Consider the following 15,732-nt stretch of genomic DNA (forward strand, 5'->3'; position numbering starts at 1 on the left):
CGGCCCTCTGTCGAGGGGGTCAGTGTATCACAGAGCCCAGCTTGAAGATGGGGAGGTACATGGCCACGACCATGCCGCCGACCAGCACCCCGAGCACCACCATGATGATGGGTTCGAGCAGGCTGGTGAGGCCGTCGACCATGTCGTCCACCTCCTGTTCGAAAATGGCGGCGACCTTGGAGAGCATGTCGTCGATGGCGCCGGATTCCTCACCGATCATCACCATCTGGGTCACCATGTCGGGGAAAAGATCCACGGTGCGCATGGCGACGTTGATCTGCATGCCGGCCACCACCTCGTTGCGAATGGCCATGGTCGCAGTGCGATAGACATAGTTGCCCGATGCTCCGGCCGCCGAGACCAGGGCATCCACCAACGGGATACCGGCGGAGAAGGTGGTGGAGAGGGTGCGGGCAAAACGGGCCATGGCAGCCTTGTGCAGTATGTTGCCCACCACGGGAATGGTGAGGATGAACTTGTCCGTGTTGTCCCTGACCTTCTGGGATTTTCGCCAGGCCCGCACATAGAGGAAGACGGCGAGAGCAGCGCCGCCAAAGATGGCGTACCACCACTCCTGCATAAAGCGGGAGATGGCGATGACGAACCGGGTAAAGGCAGGCAGCTCGGCACCGAAGCTCTTGAAGATATCCTCGAACTGGGGAATGACGAAGAGCAGCAGGATGGAGGTGACGACGATGGCCACCAGAATGACCATGGATGGATAGAACATGGCCTTCTTGATCTTGGATTTGAGGGCTTCGTTCTTCTCGCGGTAGATGGCGATACGGTCGTAGATGGTCTCCAGGGCACCGGATTGCTCCCCGGCCTCGACCAGGTCGCAATAGAGGTCGTCGAAGTGGCGGGGATGGCGGCGCAACGCCTCCGAGAGCGGGGTGCCCGTTTCCACATCGGCGGCGATCTGACCGATGAGCTCGCGCACCGCCGCTTTCTCGTGGCCGCGGGCAATGATCTGAAGACTCTGCACCAGAGGCACGCCGGCGGAGAGCATGGTGGTGATCTGGCGGGAGATGACGGCGATGTCCATCGGCTTGATCTTGGCGCCGCCCTTGGAGAAGAGCCCCTGGCTCTGCTTGCTGACCCTGGTGACGTTGACGCCCTGCTTGCGCAGCTCGGCCTTGACGGTGGTGATGCTGTCGGCTTGCAGCTCGCCTGAGACCTTCTGTCCCTTGCGGTTGACGCCGTGCCAGCGGTAGGAGAAGACTTTTTTCGGTGCGTTGCGTTTTTGAGCTAATGTGGCCATCACTGCATCCTGCAATTGGGCGACGGTGGCCGGATGCTGCTGCCTGTCCGGCTCATCTTGGCTTGAAGAAGGTCATCGGGGTGATGGCAGCGGCTTCACCCGGCGAGATGACTCGGGCACTGCGAACTCAGTTGGTGGTGATCCTGTTGATTTCGGCCAGGCTGGTGACGCCAAGACGCGCTTTCTCGAGGCCGGATGTACGCAGGGTGCGCATCCCTTCCTTCTGGGCTATCGCGGCAATCTGCAGCGAGTTGGCTCCCTGCATGATGAGTTTGGCGATGTTGTCGGACATCAGCATGATCTCATAGATGCCGACCCGGCCTCTGTAGCCTCCCGAGCACTCCTTGCATCCCACGGGCTTGAACAGCCGCAACCCGGCGGCCAGTTGCTGCTGGGTGAAGCCCAGCTCCAGCAACTCGGCTTCCGGCACCACTTCCGGCGCCTTGCAGTGATCGCAGAGTTTGCGGGCAAGGCGCTGGGCCATGATGAGGGTGACCGAAGAGGCGATGTTGAAGGCCGGCACCCCCATGTTCATCATCCGGGTAAGCGTTTCTGCCGCCGAGTTGGTGTGCAGGGTGGAGAGCACCAGGTGACCGGTCTGGGCGGCCTTGATGGCGATCTCGGCGGTTTCCAGATCCCGTATCTCCCCTACCATAACGATGTCGGGATCTTGGCGCAGGAAGGAGCGCAGGGCGCTGGCGAAGGTGAGCCCTGCTTTGGGATTGATCTGCACCTGGTTGACGCCGGGCAGGTTGATCTCGACCGGATCTTCGGCGGTGGAGATATTGACCTCGCTGGTGTTGAGGATGTTGAGGCCGGTATAGAGTGACACCGTCTTGCCTGACCCCGTCGGGCCGGTCACCAGGATCATGCCCTGAGGTTTGGAGAGGGCGTGCAGGTATTGCGTCTTCTGCCGGTCGTCAAAGCCGAGCTGATCGATATTGAGCCGGGCGGCCGAGGAGTCCAGCAACCGGATCACGATCTTTTCGCCCCACATGGTGGGCAGGGTGTTGACCCGCATGTCCATGGATCTGTTGCGTGAGATCTTGAGCTTGATCCGGCCATCCTGGGGCAGGCGCCGTTCGGCAATGTCGAGCCGCGCCATCACCTTGAGGCGAGCCGCGAAGCGGTTGGCCAGGTTGACCGGCGGCGTGGCGACTTCGTGCAGTATGCCGTCTACCCGAAAGCGGATCCGGTACTTGGTCTCGTAGGGTTCGAAATGCAGGTCGGAGGCCCCGCGCTTGATGGCATCCATCATGATCTTGTGGATGTATTTGACGATGGGGGCGTCATCGTCCGCGGTGTTGACGCTCTCGTCGAGGCGGGAACTCTCGTCGGAGACCTCGAGTTCGGAGATCTCGGCCTCGTCGATATGATCCATGCCCAGGGTATCCTGCTCGCTCTCCATCAGCTTGCCGATGGCGGCGGTCAGCTTGCTCTCTTCAACCAGCAGGGCTTCTGTATGCAGGCCGAAGCTGAAGCCAAAATCTTCCAGAGCCGACACATTGGTCGGATCGGACATGGCGATATAGAGGGTATGCCCCTGGGTGTAGATGGGCAGGACATGGTGCTTTTCAATCAGCTTTTGATTGAGGTATTTCTGCGGGATCTCGGCGAGATCGAAGGCCGCCAGATCCAGCAGAGGTACCCCATATTCCAGCTCGCAGAAATCGGCGAGGGCTTTGCTGTCGAGGATGTCGTTTTCAATCAGGAAGGTGACAAAGGGCTTGCGCTGCGCCTTGGCCTGGCTCAGATAGCGCTGTGAGTCCGGCTCACTGAGGAGGGAAGAAGCGGCCAGGCTGGTGGCCAGGCCGCTATTGAGGCTAGAGGTCATGCGTTAGCAAATGCCTTGGCCTGTACAGGTTGCTGAGCTATCTGGGGTCCAAAGAATTTGTCCGCCACTGGCAACACCATCCAAAATATATTCTACGCCATCAAATGGATCTGCTCCGACAGCGGTAATACTTGCACCTGATGTAATGCTGCCAACCGTTACCGATTTAACATACCCACTCGCACCTGCCGCAGACGGAATACCACCAGAGCCATTAGCATCGCAAAGCCCCATATCTCCAGTGGTTTGATAACACACTTCAATTGCCGTCTTAACACCACCAGTTGCAGCGATCACTTCTGAGAATTTAGCTTTTTTGGTATAAGTCTGATACGCCGGCAAGGCGATGGCGGCGAGGATGGCGACGATCGCAACGACGATCATCAATTCGATTAGCGTAAACCCTGACTGTCTTTTCATGTGAAATATCCTTTTTTCCATGTTTCCTGATAAGCACCGGTGGAATGCTATCCACGCTGGTATCTTATCCGAGCGCTTCGGGTTGGCAACAGAGGCGGGGACCTTGTTAGCCACTTTTATGTCATTTAGTGAAATGTGTAGAAAAATCAAAGATTAAATGGCTTCCATTGGCACTTGTCATGAGGCGGGAGGGCCCATCTTCACACTCCTTATGTCGTGGGATCCTGCATAAAGAAAAGGCGCCGATGGCGCCTTTTGCAAGTTTCGAGCCCTGTAATATTTTTGGGCACGAGCAACGGATGGAGCTTGCTCAAGCCGCGACAAAGCGCATGGAGAGATCCAGTGCCCGCACATGCTTGGTCAGCGCTCCCACCGAGATGAAGTCGATCCCGGTCGCGGCGTATCCGGCAAGGGTATCGAGGGTGACGTTGCCGGAGACTTCCAGCTTGGCTCTGCCCTGATTGAGGCGAACGGCTTCCTGCATCATGGGGATGTCGAAGTTGTCCAGCATCACGATGTCGGCCCGTGCGGCCAGGGCCTGCTCCAGCTCGGCCAGGGATTCGACCTCGACTTCCACCGGTTTGTCCGGATTGAGACGGCGCGCTTCGCTGATTGCTTCAGGGATGCCGCCGCAGGCGAGAATGTGGTTCTCCTTGATGAGGTAGGCATCAAACAAACCGATACGGTGGTTTTTGCCGCCGCCGCAGGTGACCGCATACTTCTGGGCGCTGCGCAGGCCGGGCAGGGTCTTGCGGGTATCGAGCAGGCGGCAGTCAGTGCCTTCCAGCTCGGCTACATAACGGGCGGTCAGGGTGGCGACCCCGGAAAGGGTCTGCACGAAGTTCAGCGCATTGCGCTCGCCGGTCAGCAGCACGCGGGCGGGGCCATGGAGGCGGAACAGCTCCTGATTGGGGGCAAGGCGTTCACCATCTTGCACTTTCCACTCGACCTTCACTTCGCCACCGAGCTGGGCAAACACCTCATCGACCCAGGGCTGGCCGCAGAAGACGCCCGCCTCGCGGGTGATGACTCGCGCGGTCGAGATGCGATCGGCCGGGATCAGCTGGGCCGTGATGTCGGCGCTGGCATCCGGTTGATCCAGCGCGGTGAGGGCATCGCCCAAGTCTTCGAGAAGTGCGGCGCGCACGGCGCGGCGGATGTCCTGTTGTAACATGCCTTATTCCTGCAAGGGTCTGAGAAGCAATTGCCTGTCTTTCTGGCGCAATTCCAGCCTGCCCAGGGCATTCATGCCCACCAGGATCTCCTCCCCGTCGGCAGCCGGATTGATAAAGACGGACAAATCGTACAGGGTCAGCGGACCCATCGCCAGACTTTCGATCCGGCCGGTTTCGACCTGGATCTCTCCGGCTGCCGTGTTGACACGGCTGCGGCCCGTGGCGACGAGGCCGAGCCGGGCGGCCACCTGACTCGGTATGGTCACCCGGGTTGCTCCTGTGTCCAGCAGCAGTTGCACCGGCTGGTCGTTGATGGCACCCTCCAGACGATAATGGCCGCTGGCATCGGCCCTGAGCAGCAGATCGCCGCTGGCGCTCACCGACGGTTGTTCACGACCATGAAAGTAGAGGGTCAGCAGACCCAGCAGCGAGAGCCAGGCGAGCAGCCAGAGACGGCGTGCCATCGGGTGCATAGTGTGTCCCATATCGCGCTAGTGAATGGCTCAGCCTAACATAGCGTTATCCATGAATTCAGAGACTTGTTCCCAGTTTTCCCATCCCGCCAGAGGCACATCGCTTCCATTTGTGAGTCGAGCAGACGATGACACAACCCACAACCCTGTTTTCCATCGATCGAGAAGGGTGGTGCGAGCAGGCCCGCAAGGTGCCTTCCCCCCATCACAATGAGAGGCTCAGCCCGGAGGATGTCTCCTTGCTGGTGATACACGGTATCAGCCTGCCCCCCGGGCAGTTTGGTGGCCCCTTTATCGACGATCTGTTTCTGGGGCGCCTCGATCCCGGTGCTCACCCCTATTTCGCCGGTATTCATCAACTGAGGGTCTCGGCCCACTGCCTGATCCGCCGCGATGGGGAACTGGTTCAGTACGTGCCTTTTGGCGCCAGGGCATGGCATGCGGGAGTCTCGAGCTGGGAGGGGAGGGAGGCGTGCAACGATTTTTCCATCGGGATCGAACTGGAAGGGGCCGACGAGCTTCCCTACAGCGACAAGCAATACGAGGTACTGTCGGACCTCAGCCGGGCGATTGTTCACCGTTATCCCGCCATCACGGCGGACCGTATTGTCGGCCACTGCGACATCGCGCCGGGCCGCAAGACGGATCCGGGTGACAGTTTCGAATGGCCTCGCTATCGGGAAAAGCTTCACTTTGAGTGAAAAATCTAAAAATTATTTTGTGTTTTTAGAATCAATGGCTTGCCTTGTCTGGCAAGCCATTTTTCATGTTGTTGAACAAATGTTATCGGTGAGCAAGCTCACAAACATTGGTCAGACCATTTTCTATGAGCTATATCATGATTCCGCGCTCTTACCCCCAAAGTGGCAACCGAGCTTCTTGATTCAGATCATCTTTTGGGTGGACTTTTTTCAAGCCCTCTGCTAATTTTCGCCCCAACCATAAAATTGGTAATACCAATTTAACAAAGTAGCCTCATGCCCTATATCAAGATAACTCAGCCCAAGCTGGCCGACGCCATTGTCGCCGAGCTGGAAAGCATGATTCTGGAAGGCAGCCTGCAGCCGGGCCAGAAGTTGCCGCCCGAGCGGGAACTCGCCATCCAGTTTCAGGTGTCGCGCCCTTCCTTGCGCGAAGCCATCCAGCGCCTGGAAGCGAGAGGACTCTTGTATCGTCGTCAGGGCGGTGGCACTTACGTACAAAATGCCCTGAGCAAGGGGATCGCCGACCCTCTGTTCGAACTGCTCAGCACTCACCCGGAAGCCCAGTACGACCTGCTGGAGTTTCGTCACGCGCTGGAAGGCATCTGTGCCTACTATGCGGCGCTGCGGGGCACCGAGGCTGATTTCGAACGGATTCGCCTGGCGCAAGCCGCCATCGAAGAAGCCGGTCAGCAAGGGTCGCTGGTGGTCGAATCGGCCGCCGTGACCCAGTTCTATCTGGCCGTGGCCGAGGCCTCCCACAACGTGGTGCTGCTGCATCTGTTGCGGGCCATGGGCCCCATGCTCGAGCAGAACATTTTACGCAATAACGAAATTTTGAATCGCCGTCCGGGAGTGGTCGCCAAGATCCGTCGCCATCGTGCGAGCCTGATCGAGGCTATCCTGTCGGGGGCTCCGGAGCGGGCCAGGGCTGCTTGTCATGAGCACCTGGCCTTTATCGAGGACACCTTGTTGGATATGCAGAGGGAAGACAGCCGGATCCAGCGATCCATGCGTCGGATCCGTCAGCAGGAAAACTAATCCCACAAGGCTTTCTTAATTGTCGAATGCTTGCGCCCTTCGCCGTGCAATGCCGTGCAATCACAACAACATAGGAACCAGCCATGTCTGATATCCTGAAGAACGATGTGGACCCGATAGAAACGCTGGAGTGGCTTGCCTCTCTGGAATCCCTGCTGCGTGAAGAGGGTCCGCAACGCGCTCAGTTCATCCTTGAACAGTTGGCCGAGAAAGCCCGCGCAAGCGGTGTGGACGTGGCTGCCAAGGCAAACCGCGACTACATCAACACCATCCCGTCCAGCGACGAGCCGGCCTACCCGGGCGACCTGGAAATGGAACGCCGCATTCGCGCCATCATCCGCTGGAACGCCATGATGATCGTGCTGCGCGCCTCCAAGAAAGACCTGGACCTGGGTGGTCACATGTCTTCCTTCGCTTCTTCCGCGACCATCTATGAAGTCTGCTACAACCACTTCTTCCGTGCCCGCAACGAGAAGGACGGTGGCGATCTGGTCTACTTCCAGGGTCACATCTCCCCGGGCATCTACGCCCGTGCATTCGCCGAAGGTCGCCTGACCGAAGAGCAGCTGGACAACTTCCGTCAGGAAGTGGATGGAAAGGGTATCCCTTCCTACCCGCACCCGAAACTGATGCCGGAATTCTGGCAGTTCCCGACCGTTTCCATGGGTCTGGGCCCCATCGCCGCCATCTATCAGGCGCGTTTCCTGAAGTACCTGACCGACCGTGGCATCAAGGATTGCTCCGAGCAGACCGTTTACGCCTTCCTGGGTGACGGCGAGATGGACGAGCCGGAAGCCAAGGGTGCCCTGACCGTTGCCGTGCGTGAAAAGCTCGACAACCTGGTGTTCGTGGTCAACTGCAACCTGCAGCGTCTGGATGGTCCGGTTGTCGGCAACGGCAAGGTCATCAACGAGCTGGAAGGTCTGTTCGCCGGCGCTGGCTGGGACGTGACCAAGGTCATCTGGGGTCGCAAGTGGGATGAGCTGCTGAAGAAAGATACTTCCGGCAAGCTGATCCAGCTGATGAACGAGACCGTGGATGGTGACTACCAGACCATGAAGTCCCGCGACGGTGCCTACGTGCGCGAGCACTTCTTCAACCGTTACCCGGAAACCGCCGCGCTGGTCAAAGACATGACCGACGAGGAGATCTTCGCCCTGAACCGTGGTGGTCACGACCCCCGCAAACTGTTCGCCGCCTTCTCCAAGGCTGCACAGACCAAGGGCAAGCCGACCGTGATCCTGGCCAAGACCATCAAGGGTTATGGCATGGGCGAAGCGGCCGAAGGCAAGAACATCGCTCACCAGGTCAAGAAGATGGATCTGGGCTCCGTGCGCCACCTGCGCGATCGTTTCAACCTGCCGGTCACCGACGAGCAGCTGGAAAACCTGCCGTACCTGAAGATCGAAGAGGGTACCGAAGAGCACAAGTACCTGCACGCCCGCCGTGCCGCACTGAAGGGCTATGTACCGACCCGTCTGCGCGAGAGCACCACCAAGCTGGAAATCCCGGCGCTGGATGCCTTCGGTCCGCTGCTGGGTGAACAGGCGCGCGAAATCTCCACCACCATGGCGTTCGTGCGTTCCCTGAACGTGATGCTGAAAGACAAGTCCATCGGCAAGCGCATCGTCCCGATCCTGGCTGACGAAGCCCGTACCTTCGGTATGGAAGGCCTGTTCCGCCAGATCGGTATCTACAGCCCGCACGGTCAGCAGTACACCCCGCAAGACCGCGACATCGTCTCCTACTACAAGGAAGACAAGCAGGGTCAGGTTCTGCAAGACGGTATCAACGAGCTGGGCGCCATGTCCTCCTGGCTGGCTGCTGCCACCTCTTACAGCACCAACGACTGCCCGATGATCCCGTTCTACATCTACTACTCCATGTTCGGCTTCCAGCGGATCGGCGACATGGCGTGGGCAGCCGGTGACCAGCAAGCCCGTGGCTTCCTGCTGGGCGCGACCTCCGGTCGTACCACTCTTAACGGAGAGGGCTTGCAGCACGAAGATGGTCACAGCCACATCCTGGCCAACACCATCCCGAACTGCATCTCCTACGACCCGTCCTACGCCTATGAAGTGGCGGTGATCGTACAGGACGGCCTGCGCCGCATGTACGGTGAGAACCCGGAGAACGTGTTCTACTACATCACTACCCTGAACGAGAACTATGCCATGCCGGCCATGCCGGAAGGCGCCGAGGAAGGCATCCGCAAGGGTATCTACAAGCTGGAAACCGTGGCCGGCACCAAGGCCAAGGTACAGCTGCTGGGTTGTGGTTCCATCCTGGGTCACGTGCGCACTGCCGCCCAGATCCTGGCCAGCGAGTACGGCGTGGGTTCCGACGTGTTCAGCGTCACCTCCTTCAACGAACTGGCTCGTGACGGTCAGGACGCGGATCGCTGGAACATGCTGCACCCGACCGCCGAAGCGCGTGTGCCCTACATCGCTCAGGTACTGGGTTCCGAAGCCACCATCGCCGCGACCGACTACATGAAGTCCTTCGCCGATCAGGTGCGTGCCTTCGTTCCGACCGAGAACTACCGTGTACTGGGTACCGACGGTTACGGCCGCTCCGACAGCCGTGCCAACCTGCGTCGTCACTTCGAAGTGAACGAGTTCTACGTAGTGGTTGCTGCCCTGACCGAACTGGCCAAGCGCGGCGAGGTAGACAAGCAGGTTGTGGCTGAGGCCATCGCCAAGTACGGCATCGATGCCGACAAGGTCAACCCGCTGTACGCGTAAGAGGATTGAGTGTCGCGCCGGGTATCCGGCGCGACCTTGCCTGGGTTTAAACGGATAACGCGGGATGCGCGTGGTGATGCTCAGGCAGCCACGCGAATGCACGCAAGAGGATAAAGCGCAATGTCCAAACAGATTATGGTGCCGGATATCGGTGCCGATGAAGTTGAAGTCACCGAGATCATGGTGGCCGTGGGTGACAAGGTCGAGCTGGACCAGTCCCTGATCGCCGTGGAAGGTGACAAGGCCTCCATGGAAGTCCCGGCCCCCGCCGCCGGTATCGTCAAAGAGATCCTGATCAAGGTGGGCGACAAGGTTGCCACCGGTTCCCAGATCATGGTCTTCGAAGCCGAGGGTGCTGCCGCACCGGCTCCGGTCCAGGCTGCTGCCCCGGTTGCTGCCGCACCGGCCGCCGCTCCTGCTGCCGCTCGTCAGGACGTCAACGTGCCGGACATCGGTGGTGACGAAGTCGAAGTGACTGAAATCATGGTTGCCGTGGGCGACATGGTTGAAGCCGACCAGTCCATCATCGCCGTGGAAGGTGACAAGGCCTCCATGGAAGTGCCGGCACCGTTCGCGGGCCGCGTGGTCGAGATCAAGGTCGCCGCCGGCGCCAAGGTTTCCACCGGCTCCCTGGTGATGGTCTTCGAAGTGGCGGGCGCTGCCCCGGCCGCTGTTGCCGCGTCGGCTCCTGCAGCCCCCGTGGCTGCCGCTGCTCCGGTTGCCGCCGGTGCCAAAGACGTCAACGTGCCGGACATCGGCGGTGACGAAGTGGAAGTGACCGAAATCATGGTCGCCGTGGGTGACAAGGTTGAAGCCGACCAGTCCCTGATCACCGTGGAAGGCGACAAGGCCTCCATGGAAGTGCCTGCGCCGTTCGCTGGTGTGGTCAAGGAGATCAAGGTGAAGGCGGGTGACAAGGTCTCCACCGGTTCCCTGATCATGGTATTCGAAGTGGCGGGTGCCGCTCCGGCTGCCGTGGCTGCTCCGGCTCCTGCCGCAGCGCCCGTTGCTGCCGCGCCGGCTGCCGCCGCTCCTGCACCGGTTGCCCAGGCTGCTGCCGCTTCCGATTTCGTCGCCAACGACGCCTACGTCCACGCCTCCCCGGCAGTACGCCGTCTGGCGCGCGAGTTCGGTGTCAACCTGGCCAAGGTGAAAGCCTCCGGTCGCAAGGGTCGCATCGTCAAAGAAGACGTGCAGGCTTATGTGAAGGATGCGGTCAAGCGCGCCGAGTCCGCTCCGGCTGCCGGCACCGGTACTGGCAACGGCATGAGCGTCGTGGCCTGGCCGAAGGTTGATTTCAGCAAGTTCGGCCCGGTCGAAGAGCTGGAACTGACCCGTATCCAGAAGATCTCCGGTCCTGCCCTGCACCGCAACTGGGCCATGATCCCCCACGTCACCCAGTTCGACGAAGCCGATACCACGGATCTGGAAGCGTTCCGCAAAGAGCAGAACATCCTGGCCGAGAAGCAGAAGCTGGACGTGAAGATCACCCCGCTGGTGTTCATCCTGAAGGCGGCCGCCAAGGCCCTGGAAGCCCATCCGCGCTTCTGCAGCGCCCTGTCCGAAGACGGCAGCAAGCTGATCATGAAGAAGTACATCCACATCGGTGTGGCGGTGGATACCCCCAACGGCCTGGTGGTTCCGGTGGTTCGCGACGTCAACAAGAAGGGCATCCACGAGCTGTCCCGCGATCTGGCCGAGATCTCCAAGAAGGCCCGTGCCGGCAAGCTGACCGCTGCCGACATGCAGGGCGGTTGCTTCACCATCTCCAGCCTGGGTGGCATCGGCGGTACCAGCTTTACCCCGATCGTCAACGCGCCGGAAGTGGCCATCCTGGGCGTCTCCAAGTCCGAGATGAAGCCGAAGTGGAACGGTAAAGAGTTCGTGCCGCGCCTGATGCTGCCGCTGGCTCTGAGCTACGACCACCGCGTCATCGATGGCGCCGACGGTGCCCGCTTCATCACCACCCTGAGTGGTGTGTTGTCCGACATTCGTCGACTGGTCCTGTAAGTGAGAGGGCGGGCCCAGAGCCCGCCCTTTTTGCTTCTCATTTCGTTAACAGGATTGTAAACTTGCCCCGTTTTTTTCACGGCTGCAGCGGCCTTGTTTGGCATAAGACTGTGCTGTCCGGGGATATAAGAACGACAAAGAGGTCATGATGAGTAAAGAAATCAAAACCCAGGTCGTAGTACTGGGTGCTGGCCCTGCCGGTTATTCCGCTGCCTTCCGTGCGGCTGACTTGGGTCTGGATACCATTATCGTCGAGCGTTACTCCACCCTGGGTGGCGTCTGTCTGAACGTGGGTTGCATCCCGTCCAAGGCACTGCTGCACGTCGCCAAAGTCATTGAAGAAGCCAAGGCGCTGGCCGAGCACGGCATCGTCTTCGGTGCCCCGCAGACCGACATCGACAAGGTGCGTCTGTGGAAAGAGAAGGTCATCAACCAGCTGACCGGCGGTCTGGCTGGCATGGCCAAGATGCGTAAAGTCCAGGTTGTTAACGGTTTCGGCAAGTTCACCGGTCCGAACACCCTGGAAGTGGAAGGTGCCGACGGCAAGACCACCGTCACCTTCGACAACGCCATCATCGCCGCCGGTTCCCGTCCGGTGAAGCTGCCGTTCATCCCCCATGACGACCCCCGCGTATGGGACTCTACCGATGCGCTGGAGCTGACGACCGTTCCTGGCAAGCTGCTGGTCATCGGTGGCGGCATCATCGGTCTGGAGATGGGTACCGTGTACTCCTCCCTGGGTTCCGAGATCGACGTGGTGGAGTTTGCCGACCAGCTGGTACCGGCTGCCGACAAAGACATCGTCAAGATCTACACCAAGCGCGTTGCCAAGAAATTCAACATCATGCTGGAGACCAAGGTTACCGCCGTTGAAGCCCGTGAAGACGGCCTGTACGTCTCCTACGAAGGCAAGCACGCCCCGGCCGAGCCGGTTCGCTACGACAACGTGCTGGTTGCCGTAGGCCGTGTGCCGAACGGCAAGATGCTGGATGCCGAGAAGGCTGGTGTTGCCGTCAACGAGCGCGGTTTCATCGAAGTCGACAAGCAGCTGCGTACCAACGTGGCCCACATCCACGCCATCGGCGACATCGTCGGTCAGCCCATGCTGGCCCACAAGGGTGTACACGAAGGCCACGTGGCGGCCGAAGTCATCGCCGGCAAGAAGCACTACTTCGACCCGAAAGTGATCCCGTCCATCGCCTATACCGAGCCTGAGATGGCCTGGGTGGGTCTGACCGAGAAGGAAGCCAAGCAACAGGGTCTGAACTTCGAAGTCGCCACCTTCCCGTGGGCTGCTTCCGGTCGCGCCATCGCGTCCGACTGCTCCGACGGCATGACCAAGCTGATCTTCGACAAGGAGAGCGGCCGCGTCATCGGTGGTGCCATCGTGGGTACCAACGGCGGTGAACTGCTGGGTGAAATCGGTCTGGCCATCGAGATGGGTGCCGACGCTGAAGACATCGCGCTGACCATCCACGCTCACCCGACTCTGCACGAGTCCGTGGGTCTGGCTGCCGAAGTGTTCGAAGGCTCCATCACCGACCTGCCGAACGCCAAGGCCAAGAAGAAAAAATAATCTTCTGCCCGTTTCATAAGAAAAGCCGCTCCATGGAGCGGCTTTTTGTTGTCTGTCTTTCGGCACCCAGCGGTCAGCAGCGCCCCTTCTTGGCCTGTCCCGGTGGGCAGAAGGTACCGTCGCCTCCGCGATCCCCATCACTGACCCGGATCCGGGTATCGTCCACGCTCACATCGGCCCCGTGCACCCGCACGGGCCCGCTGCTGCAGGCACTGAGCAGCACCCCCAGCACTATCATCACGACCAGCTTGCCCATCATACCTCCTCGCGTTTTCCTGATTATGAGGCATGTGGCAGGGCGGTGGGAGACGACGTATCCCCCGTGCGTCACGGCTTGCCGTGGTCATGAAGAAGGGCGCCGAAGCGCCCTGGTGCGGGTCAGGAAGAGGTGCCGGACGCTCAGAGGCGGAAGTTGCCGACCAGCTTGTCGAGCTCACCGGAGAGGTGCTGCAGGTTGCGGCTCGACTCAGTCAGGTGATGGGCGATGTCGGCGGTCTCCATGGTGAGCTGGTTGATGTCCTCCACGTTGCGGTTGAGTTCGCCCACCACGCTCGACTGCTCTTCGGTGGCGGTGGCGACCTGGATGTTCATGTCGCTGATCTGGGTGATGTGTCCGGTGATCTGGTCGAGGGCGCCGTTGGCCTCGTCGGCCTGGGTCACCACCCGCAGGCTCTGGTTGCGGCCCTGGGCCATGGCGCTGACGGCGCGGGCGCTCTGCTCCTGGAGGCTGTTGATCATGCCCTGGATCTCGGCGGTGGAGGCGGCGGAGCGGCTGGCGAGGTTGCGCACCTCGTCGGCCACCACGGCGAAGCCTCGGCCCTGCTCGCCGGCGCGGGCGGCCTCGATGGCGGCGTTGAGGGCCAGCAGGTTGGTCTGCTCCGAGATGCTGCGGATGGTGTCGAGGATGCTGCCGATGGAGTCGGTCTGGCTCGCCAGGGACTCGATGACCCCGGCGACCTGTTCGATTTCACCGGAGAGGCCGACGATGCCGTGACGGGCCTGGGCGACGACCTGGGCCCCCGCATCGGCCTGCTCGTTGGCCTGCTTGGCGACGTCGGCGGCGAGAGACGCATTGCCGGCGATCTCGGTGACGGTGGCCCCCATCTCGTGGATGGCGGTGGCGACCTGGACGGTGCGATCCCGCTGGGCGGTGCAGTTGTGCTGGGTGAGCTGGGCTTTGGCTGCCACCTCGTTGGCGGTGGCGGCGAGCTGGCGGGAGTTGCTCGCCACCTGTTCGATGGAGCCGTGGATCTTGGCGACAAAGTTGTTGAAGCCGGTCGCCACCTGGGCCAGTTCGTCACGGCCATCGACCTTGAGGCGATGGGTGAGGTCGCCATCACCGCTGCCGAGTTCGCGGAACAGGCGGGCCAGTTCGTTGAGGGGGCGGCTCACGGAGCCCGCCAGGAGAACGCCGAGCAGCCCCATGCCGACGGCGATGGCCAGGCTGACCAGCACCATGTGCAGGCGCGCTCTGTCCAGTTCGGCATAAATCTCGGCCTCCGGCACCTGGGCCACCAGATACCAGTCGAGCAGGGGGATGTAGCTGCTGGCCAGGATTACTGGCTGGCCGTCGACCTCGGCATGGGTGGCGGCAAAGGGCTGCTTGTTGAGCAGGTTGGTGCTACTGCCGCTGGCCAGCTGGGTCAGGTTGTCCCGATCGATGCGGGCGGCGTCGGGGTGCAGCTTCACCTTGCCGCTGCCGTCTGTCATGAAGACGAAGCCGCTGTCGCCGATGCGGAAGTTGGCGAGCATGCTGACCATGCTGTCGAGGGATTTGGCGAGGCCGGCGAGGCCGCGTCCGTCGAGTTGCTGGAAGTTGACGAACAGTTTCACCTCGCCGTTGCTCTCCCGAAAGATGCTAAGCATCAGATCCTGGCGGCTCTTGGTGTAGTCATAGAACCAGTTGTCCTGCTCGTGGTTCAGGATGCGCAGAAAACCGTCCTGGTTGTAGTAGGCGGCACTCTGACGATCGGCGAAGGAGGCGGTGACCAGACCATACTGGCTCGTCATGTCCTTGAGCTGGTTGATGAGGATGGACTCCTGCTCCTTGGGCATGCCGCGCTCGACCCAGTCCAGCACGAAGCGGTCGTTGGCAAGCTGTCTGGCGGCATTGGCGACCGAAGTGAGATCCTTTTCGATCTCCTTGCCGATGCGCTGGGTCAGGTTGGGCAGCTCCTGCTCGAACATGCGGTCCTCGATCAGCTGCTGGGCAGAACGCTGGCTGAAATAGCCCACCAGCAGGCAGGAGAGGGCCACGGCGAGGATGACGGTGGCCAGAATTTTCTGTTTCAGTGTCAGGCTTGCGAACATAAGGGTGACTCGGAAGTGTGAACCAGGGTTGAACTCATAATAGCGGCTGATTTGGCGCGCTCTTGAGGCGGCGGGAGCCTTTATTGTCGATTAACGTTTGCGCTCACACCCGGATTGGGCTGGATTGGCGCCCGATTTTGCCGAGACATCGTCGCAAGCGGGGCGACCCCTCGCCAGCACCCCGGCT

Annotated in this window: 12 protein-coding genes; 5 read left to right on the plus strand and 7 right to left on the minus strand. The window is 60.6% G+C overall.

The window, feature by feature from the left end; translation table 11 throughout:
* Positions 1 to 19: 19 nt before the first annotated feature.
* The 5 genes from AB5Y50_RS14795 to AB5Y50_RS14815 form a co-directional block, all read right to left on the minus strand.
* Positions 20 to 1,261, minus strand: coding sequence for a type II secretion system F family protein (locus AB5Y50_RS14795; RefSeq protein ID WP_010675822.1), 1,242 nt, complete (start codon positions 1,259 to 1,261; stop codon positions 20 to 22).
* Between the two features lie 127 nt (positions 1,262 to 1,388).
* Positions 1,389 to 3,095, minus strand: a complete 1,707-nt coding sequence (tapB, locus tag AB5Y50_RS14800) for a PilB family type IVa pilus assembly ATPase TapB (RefSeq protein ID WP_041213997.1) — start codon at positions 3,093 to 3,095, stop codon at positions 1,389 to 1,391.
* Positions 3,096 to 3,098: 3 nt separating this feature from the next.
* Positions 3,099 to 3,515 carry a type IVa pilus major pilin TapA gene (gene tapA / locus AB5Y50_RS14805; protein WP_194859978.1) on the minus strand — a complete coding sequence of 139 codons (417 nt, stop codon included), beginning with the start codon at positions 3,513 to 3,515 and terminating at the stop codon, positions 3,099 to 3,101.
* A gap of 310 nt (positions 3,516 to 3,825) precedes the next feature.
* Positions 3,826 to 4,689 carry a carboxylating nicotinate-nucleotide diphosphorylase gene (nadC, locus tag AB5Y50_RS14810; protein ID WP_010675819.1) on the minus strand — a complete coding sequence of 288 codons (864 nt, stop codon included), beginning with the start codon at positions 4,687 to 4,689 and terminating at the stop codon, positions 3,826 to 3,828.
* Between the two features lie 3 nt (positions 4,690 to 4,692).
* The gene (locus AB5Y50_RS14815; protein ID WP_041211784.1) at positions 4,693 to 5,163 is read right to left on the minus strand and encodes a TIGR02281 family clan AA aspartic protease; all 471 of its coding nucleotides are present in this window, start codon (positions 5,161 to 5,163) and stop codon (positions 4,693 to 4,695) included.
* Positions 5,164 to 5,291: 128 nt separating this feature from the next.
* Here AB5Y50_RS14815 and ampD point away from each other — a divergent pair, with 128 nt between their 5' ends.
* The 5 genes from ampD to lpdA all read left to right on the plus strand — a co-directional run bounded on the left by ampD (position 5,292) and on the right by lpdA (position 13,235).
* Positions 5,292 to 5,864, plus strand: coding sequence for a 1,6-anhydro-N-acetylmuramyl-L-alanine amidase AmpD (gene ampD / locus AB5Y50_RS14820; protein WP_048208561.1), 573 nt, complete (start codon positions 5,292 to 5,294; stop codon positions 5,862 to 5,864).
* 276 nt (positions 5,865 to 6,140) lie between these two features.
* Positions 6,141 to 6,905 (plus strand): pyruvate dehydrogenase complex transcriptional repressor PdhR, encoded by a 765-nt coding sequence (pdhR, locus tag AB5Y50_RS14825; protein ID WP_010675815.1) that lies wholly within the window; start codon positions 6,141 to 6,143, stop codon positions 6,903 to 6,905.
* An 83-nt stretch (positions 6,906 to 6,988) separates the two neighbouring features.
* Positions 6,989 to 9,649 carry a pyruvate dehydrogenase (acetyl-transferring), homodimeric type gene (gene aceE, locus AB5Y50_RS14830; RefSeq protein WP_039040509.1) on the plus strand — a complete coding sequence of 887 codons (2,661 nt, stop codon included), beginning with the start codon at positions 6,989 to 6,991 and terminating at the stop codon, positions 9,647 to 9,649.
* Positions 9,650 to 9,769: 120 nt separating this feature from the next.
* On the plus strand, positions 9,770 to 11,659 hold the full coding sequence (aceF, locus tag AB5Y50_RS14835; protein WP_319882739.1) for a pyruvate dehydrogenase complex dihydrolipoyllysine-residue acetyltransferase: 1,890 nt from the start codon (positions 9,770 to 9,772) through the stop codon (positions 11,657 to 11,659).
* 148 nt (positions 11,660 to 11,807) lie between these two features.
* A complete protein-coding gene (lpdA, locus tag AB5Y50_RS14840) occupies positions 11,808 to 13,235 on the plus strand; it encodes a dihydrolipoyl dehydrogenase (protein WP_010675812.1) in 1,428 nt (475 codons plus the stop codon).
* Between the two features lie 73 nt (positions 13,236 to 13,308).
* On the opposite strand, the gene AB5Y50_RS14845 is transcribed toward lpdA, so the two are convergent.
* On the minus strand, positions 13,309 to 13,491 hold the full coding sequence (locus tag AB5Y50_RS14845) for a hypothetical protein (RefSeq protein ID WP_202007084.1): 183 nt from the start codon (positions 13,489 to 13,491) through the stop codon (positions 13,309 to 13,311).
* A 143-nt stretch (positions 13,492 to 13,634) separates the two neighbouring features.
* Positions 13,635 to 15,545 (minus strand): methyl-accepting chemotaxis protein, encoded by a 1,911-nt coding sequence (locus AB5Y50_RS14850; RefSeq protein ID WP_290434678.1) that lies wholly within the window; start codon positions 15,543 to 15,545, stop codon positions 13,635 to 13,637.
* Between the last annotated feature and the right edge of the window lie 187 nt (positions 15,546 to 15,732).

Origin of the sequence: Aeromonas sp. s6 (genome assembly GCF_040907815.1) — a bacterium.
Lineage (GTDB): Bacteria > Pseudomonadota > Gammaproteobacteria > Enterobacterales > Aeromonadaceae > Aeromonas > Aeromonas caviae.

Coding starts and splice junctions, on each gene's coding strand:
- AB5Y50_RS14795 (WP_010675822.1), bottom strand. CDS start 1,261: ATGGCCACATTAGCTCAAAAACGCAACGCACCGAAAAAAGTCTTCTCC.
- tapB (WP_041213997.1), bottom strand. CDS start 3,095: ATGACCTCTAGCCTCAATAGCGGCCTGGCCACCAGCCTGGCCGCTTCT.
- tapA (WP_194859978.1), bottom strand. CDS start 3,515: ATGAAAAGACAGTCAGGGTTTACGCTAATCGAATTGATGATCGTCGTT.
- nadC (WP_010675819.1), bottom strand. CDS start 4,689: ATGTTACAACAGGACATCCGCCGCGCCGTGCGCGCCGCACTTCTCGAA.
- AB5Y50_RS14815 (WP_041211784.1), bottom strand. CDS start 5,163: ATGCACCCGATGGCACGCCGTCTCTGGCTGCTCGCCTGGCTCTCGCTG.
- ampD (WP_048208561.1), top strand. CDS start 5,292: ATGACACAACCCACAACCCTGTTTTCCATCGATCGAGAAGGGTGGTGC.
- pdhR (WP_010675815.1), top strand. CDS start 6,141: ATGCCCTATATCAAGATAACTCAGCCCAAGCTGGCCGACGCCATTGTC.
- aceE (WP_039040509.1), top strand. CDS start 6,989: ATGTCTGATATCCTGAAGAACGATGTGGACCCGATAGAAACGCTGGAG.
- aceF (WP_319882739.1), top strand. CDS start 9,770: ATGTCCAAACAGATTATGGTGCCGGATATCGGTGCCGATGAAGTTGAA.
- lpdA (WP_010675812.1), top strand. CDS start 11,808: ATGAGTAAAGAAATCAAAACCCAGGTCGTAGTACTGGGTGCTGGCCCT.
- AB5Y50_RS14845 (WP_202007084.1), bottom strand. CDS start 13,491: ATGGGCAAGCTGGTCGTGATGATAGTGCTGGGGGTGCTGCTCAGTGCC.
- AB5Y50_RS14850 (WP_290434678.1), bottom strand. CDS start 15,545: ATGTTCGCAAGCCTGACACTGAAACAGAAAATTCTGGCCACCGTCATC.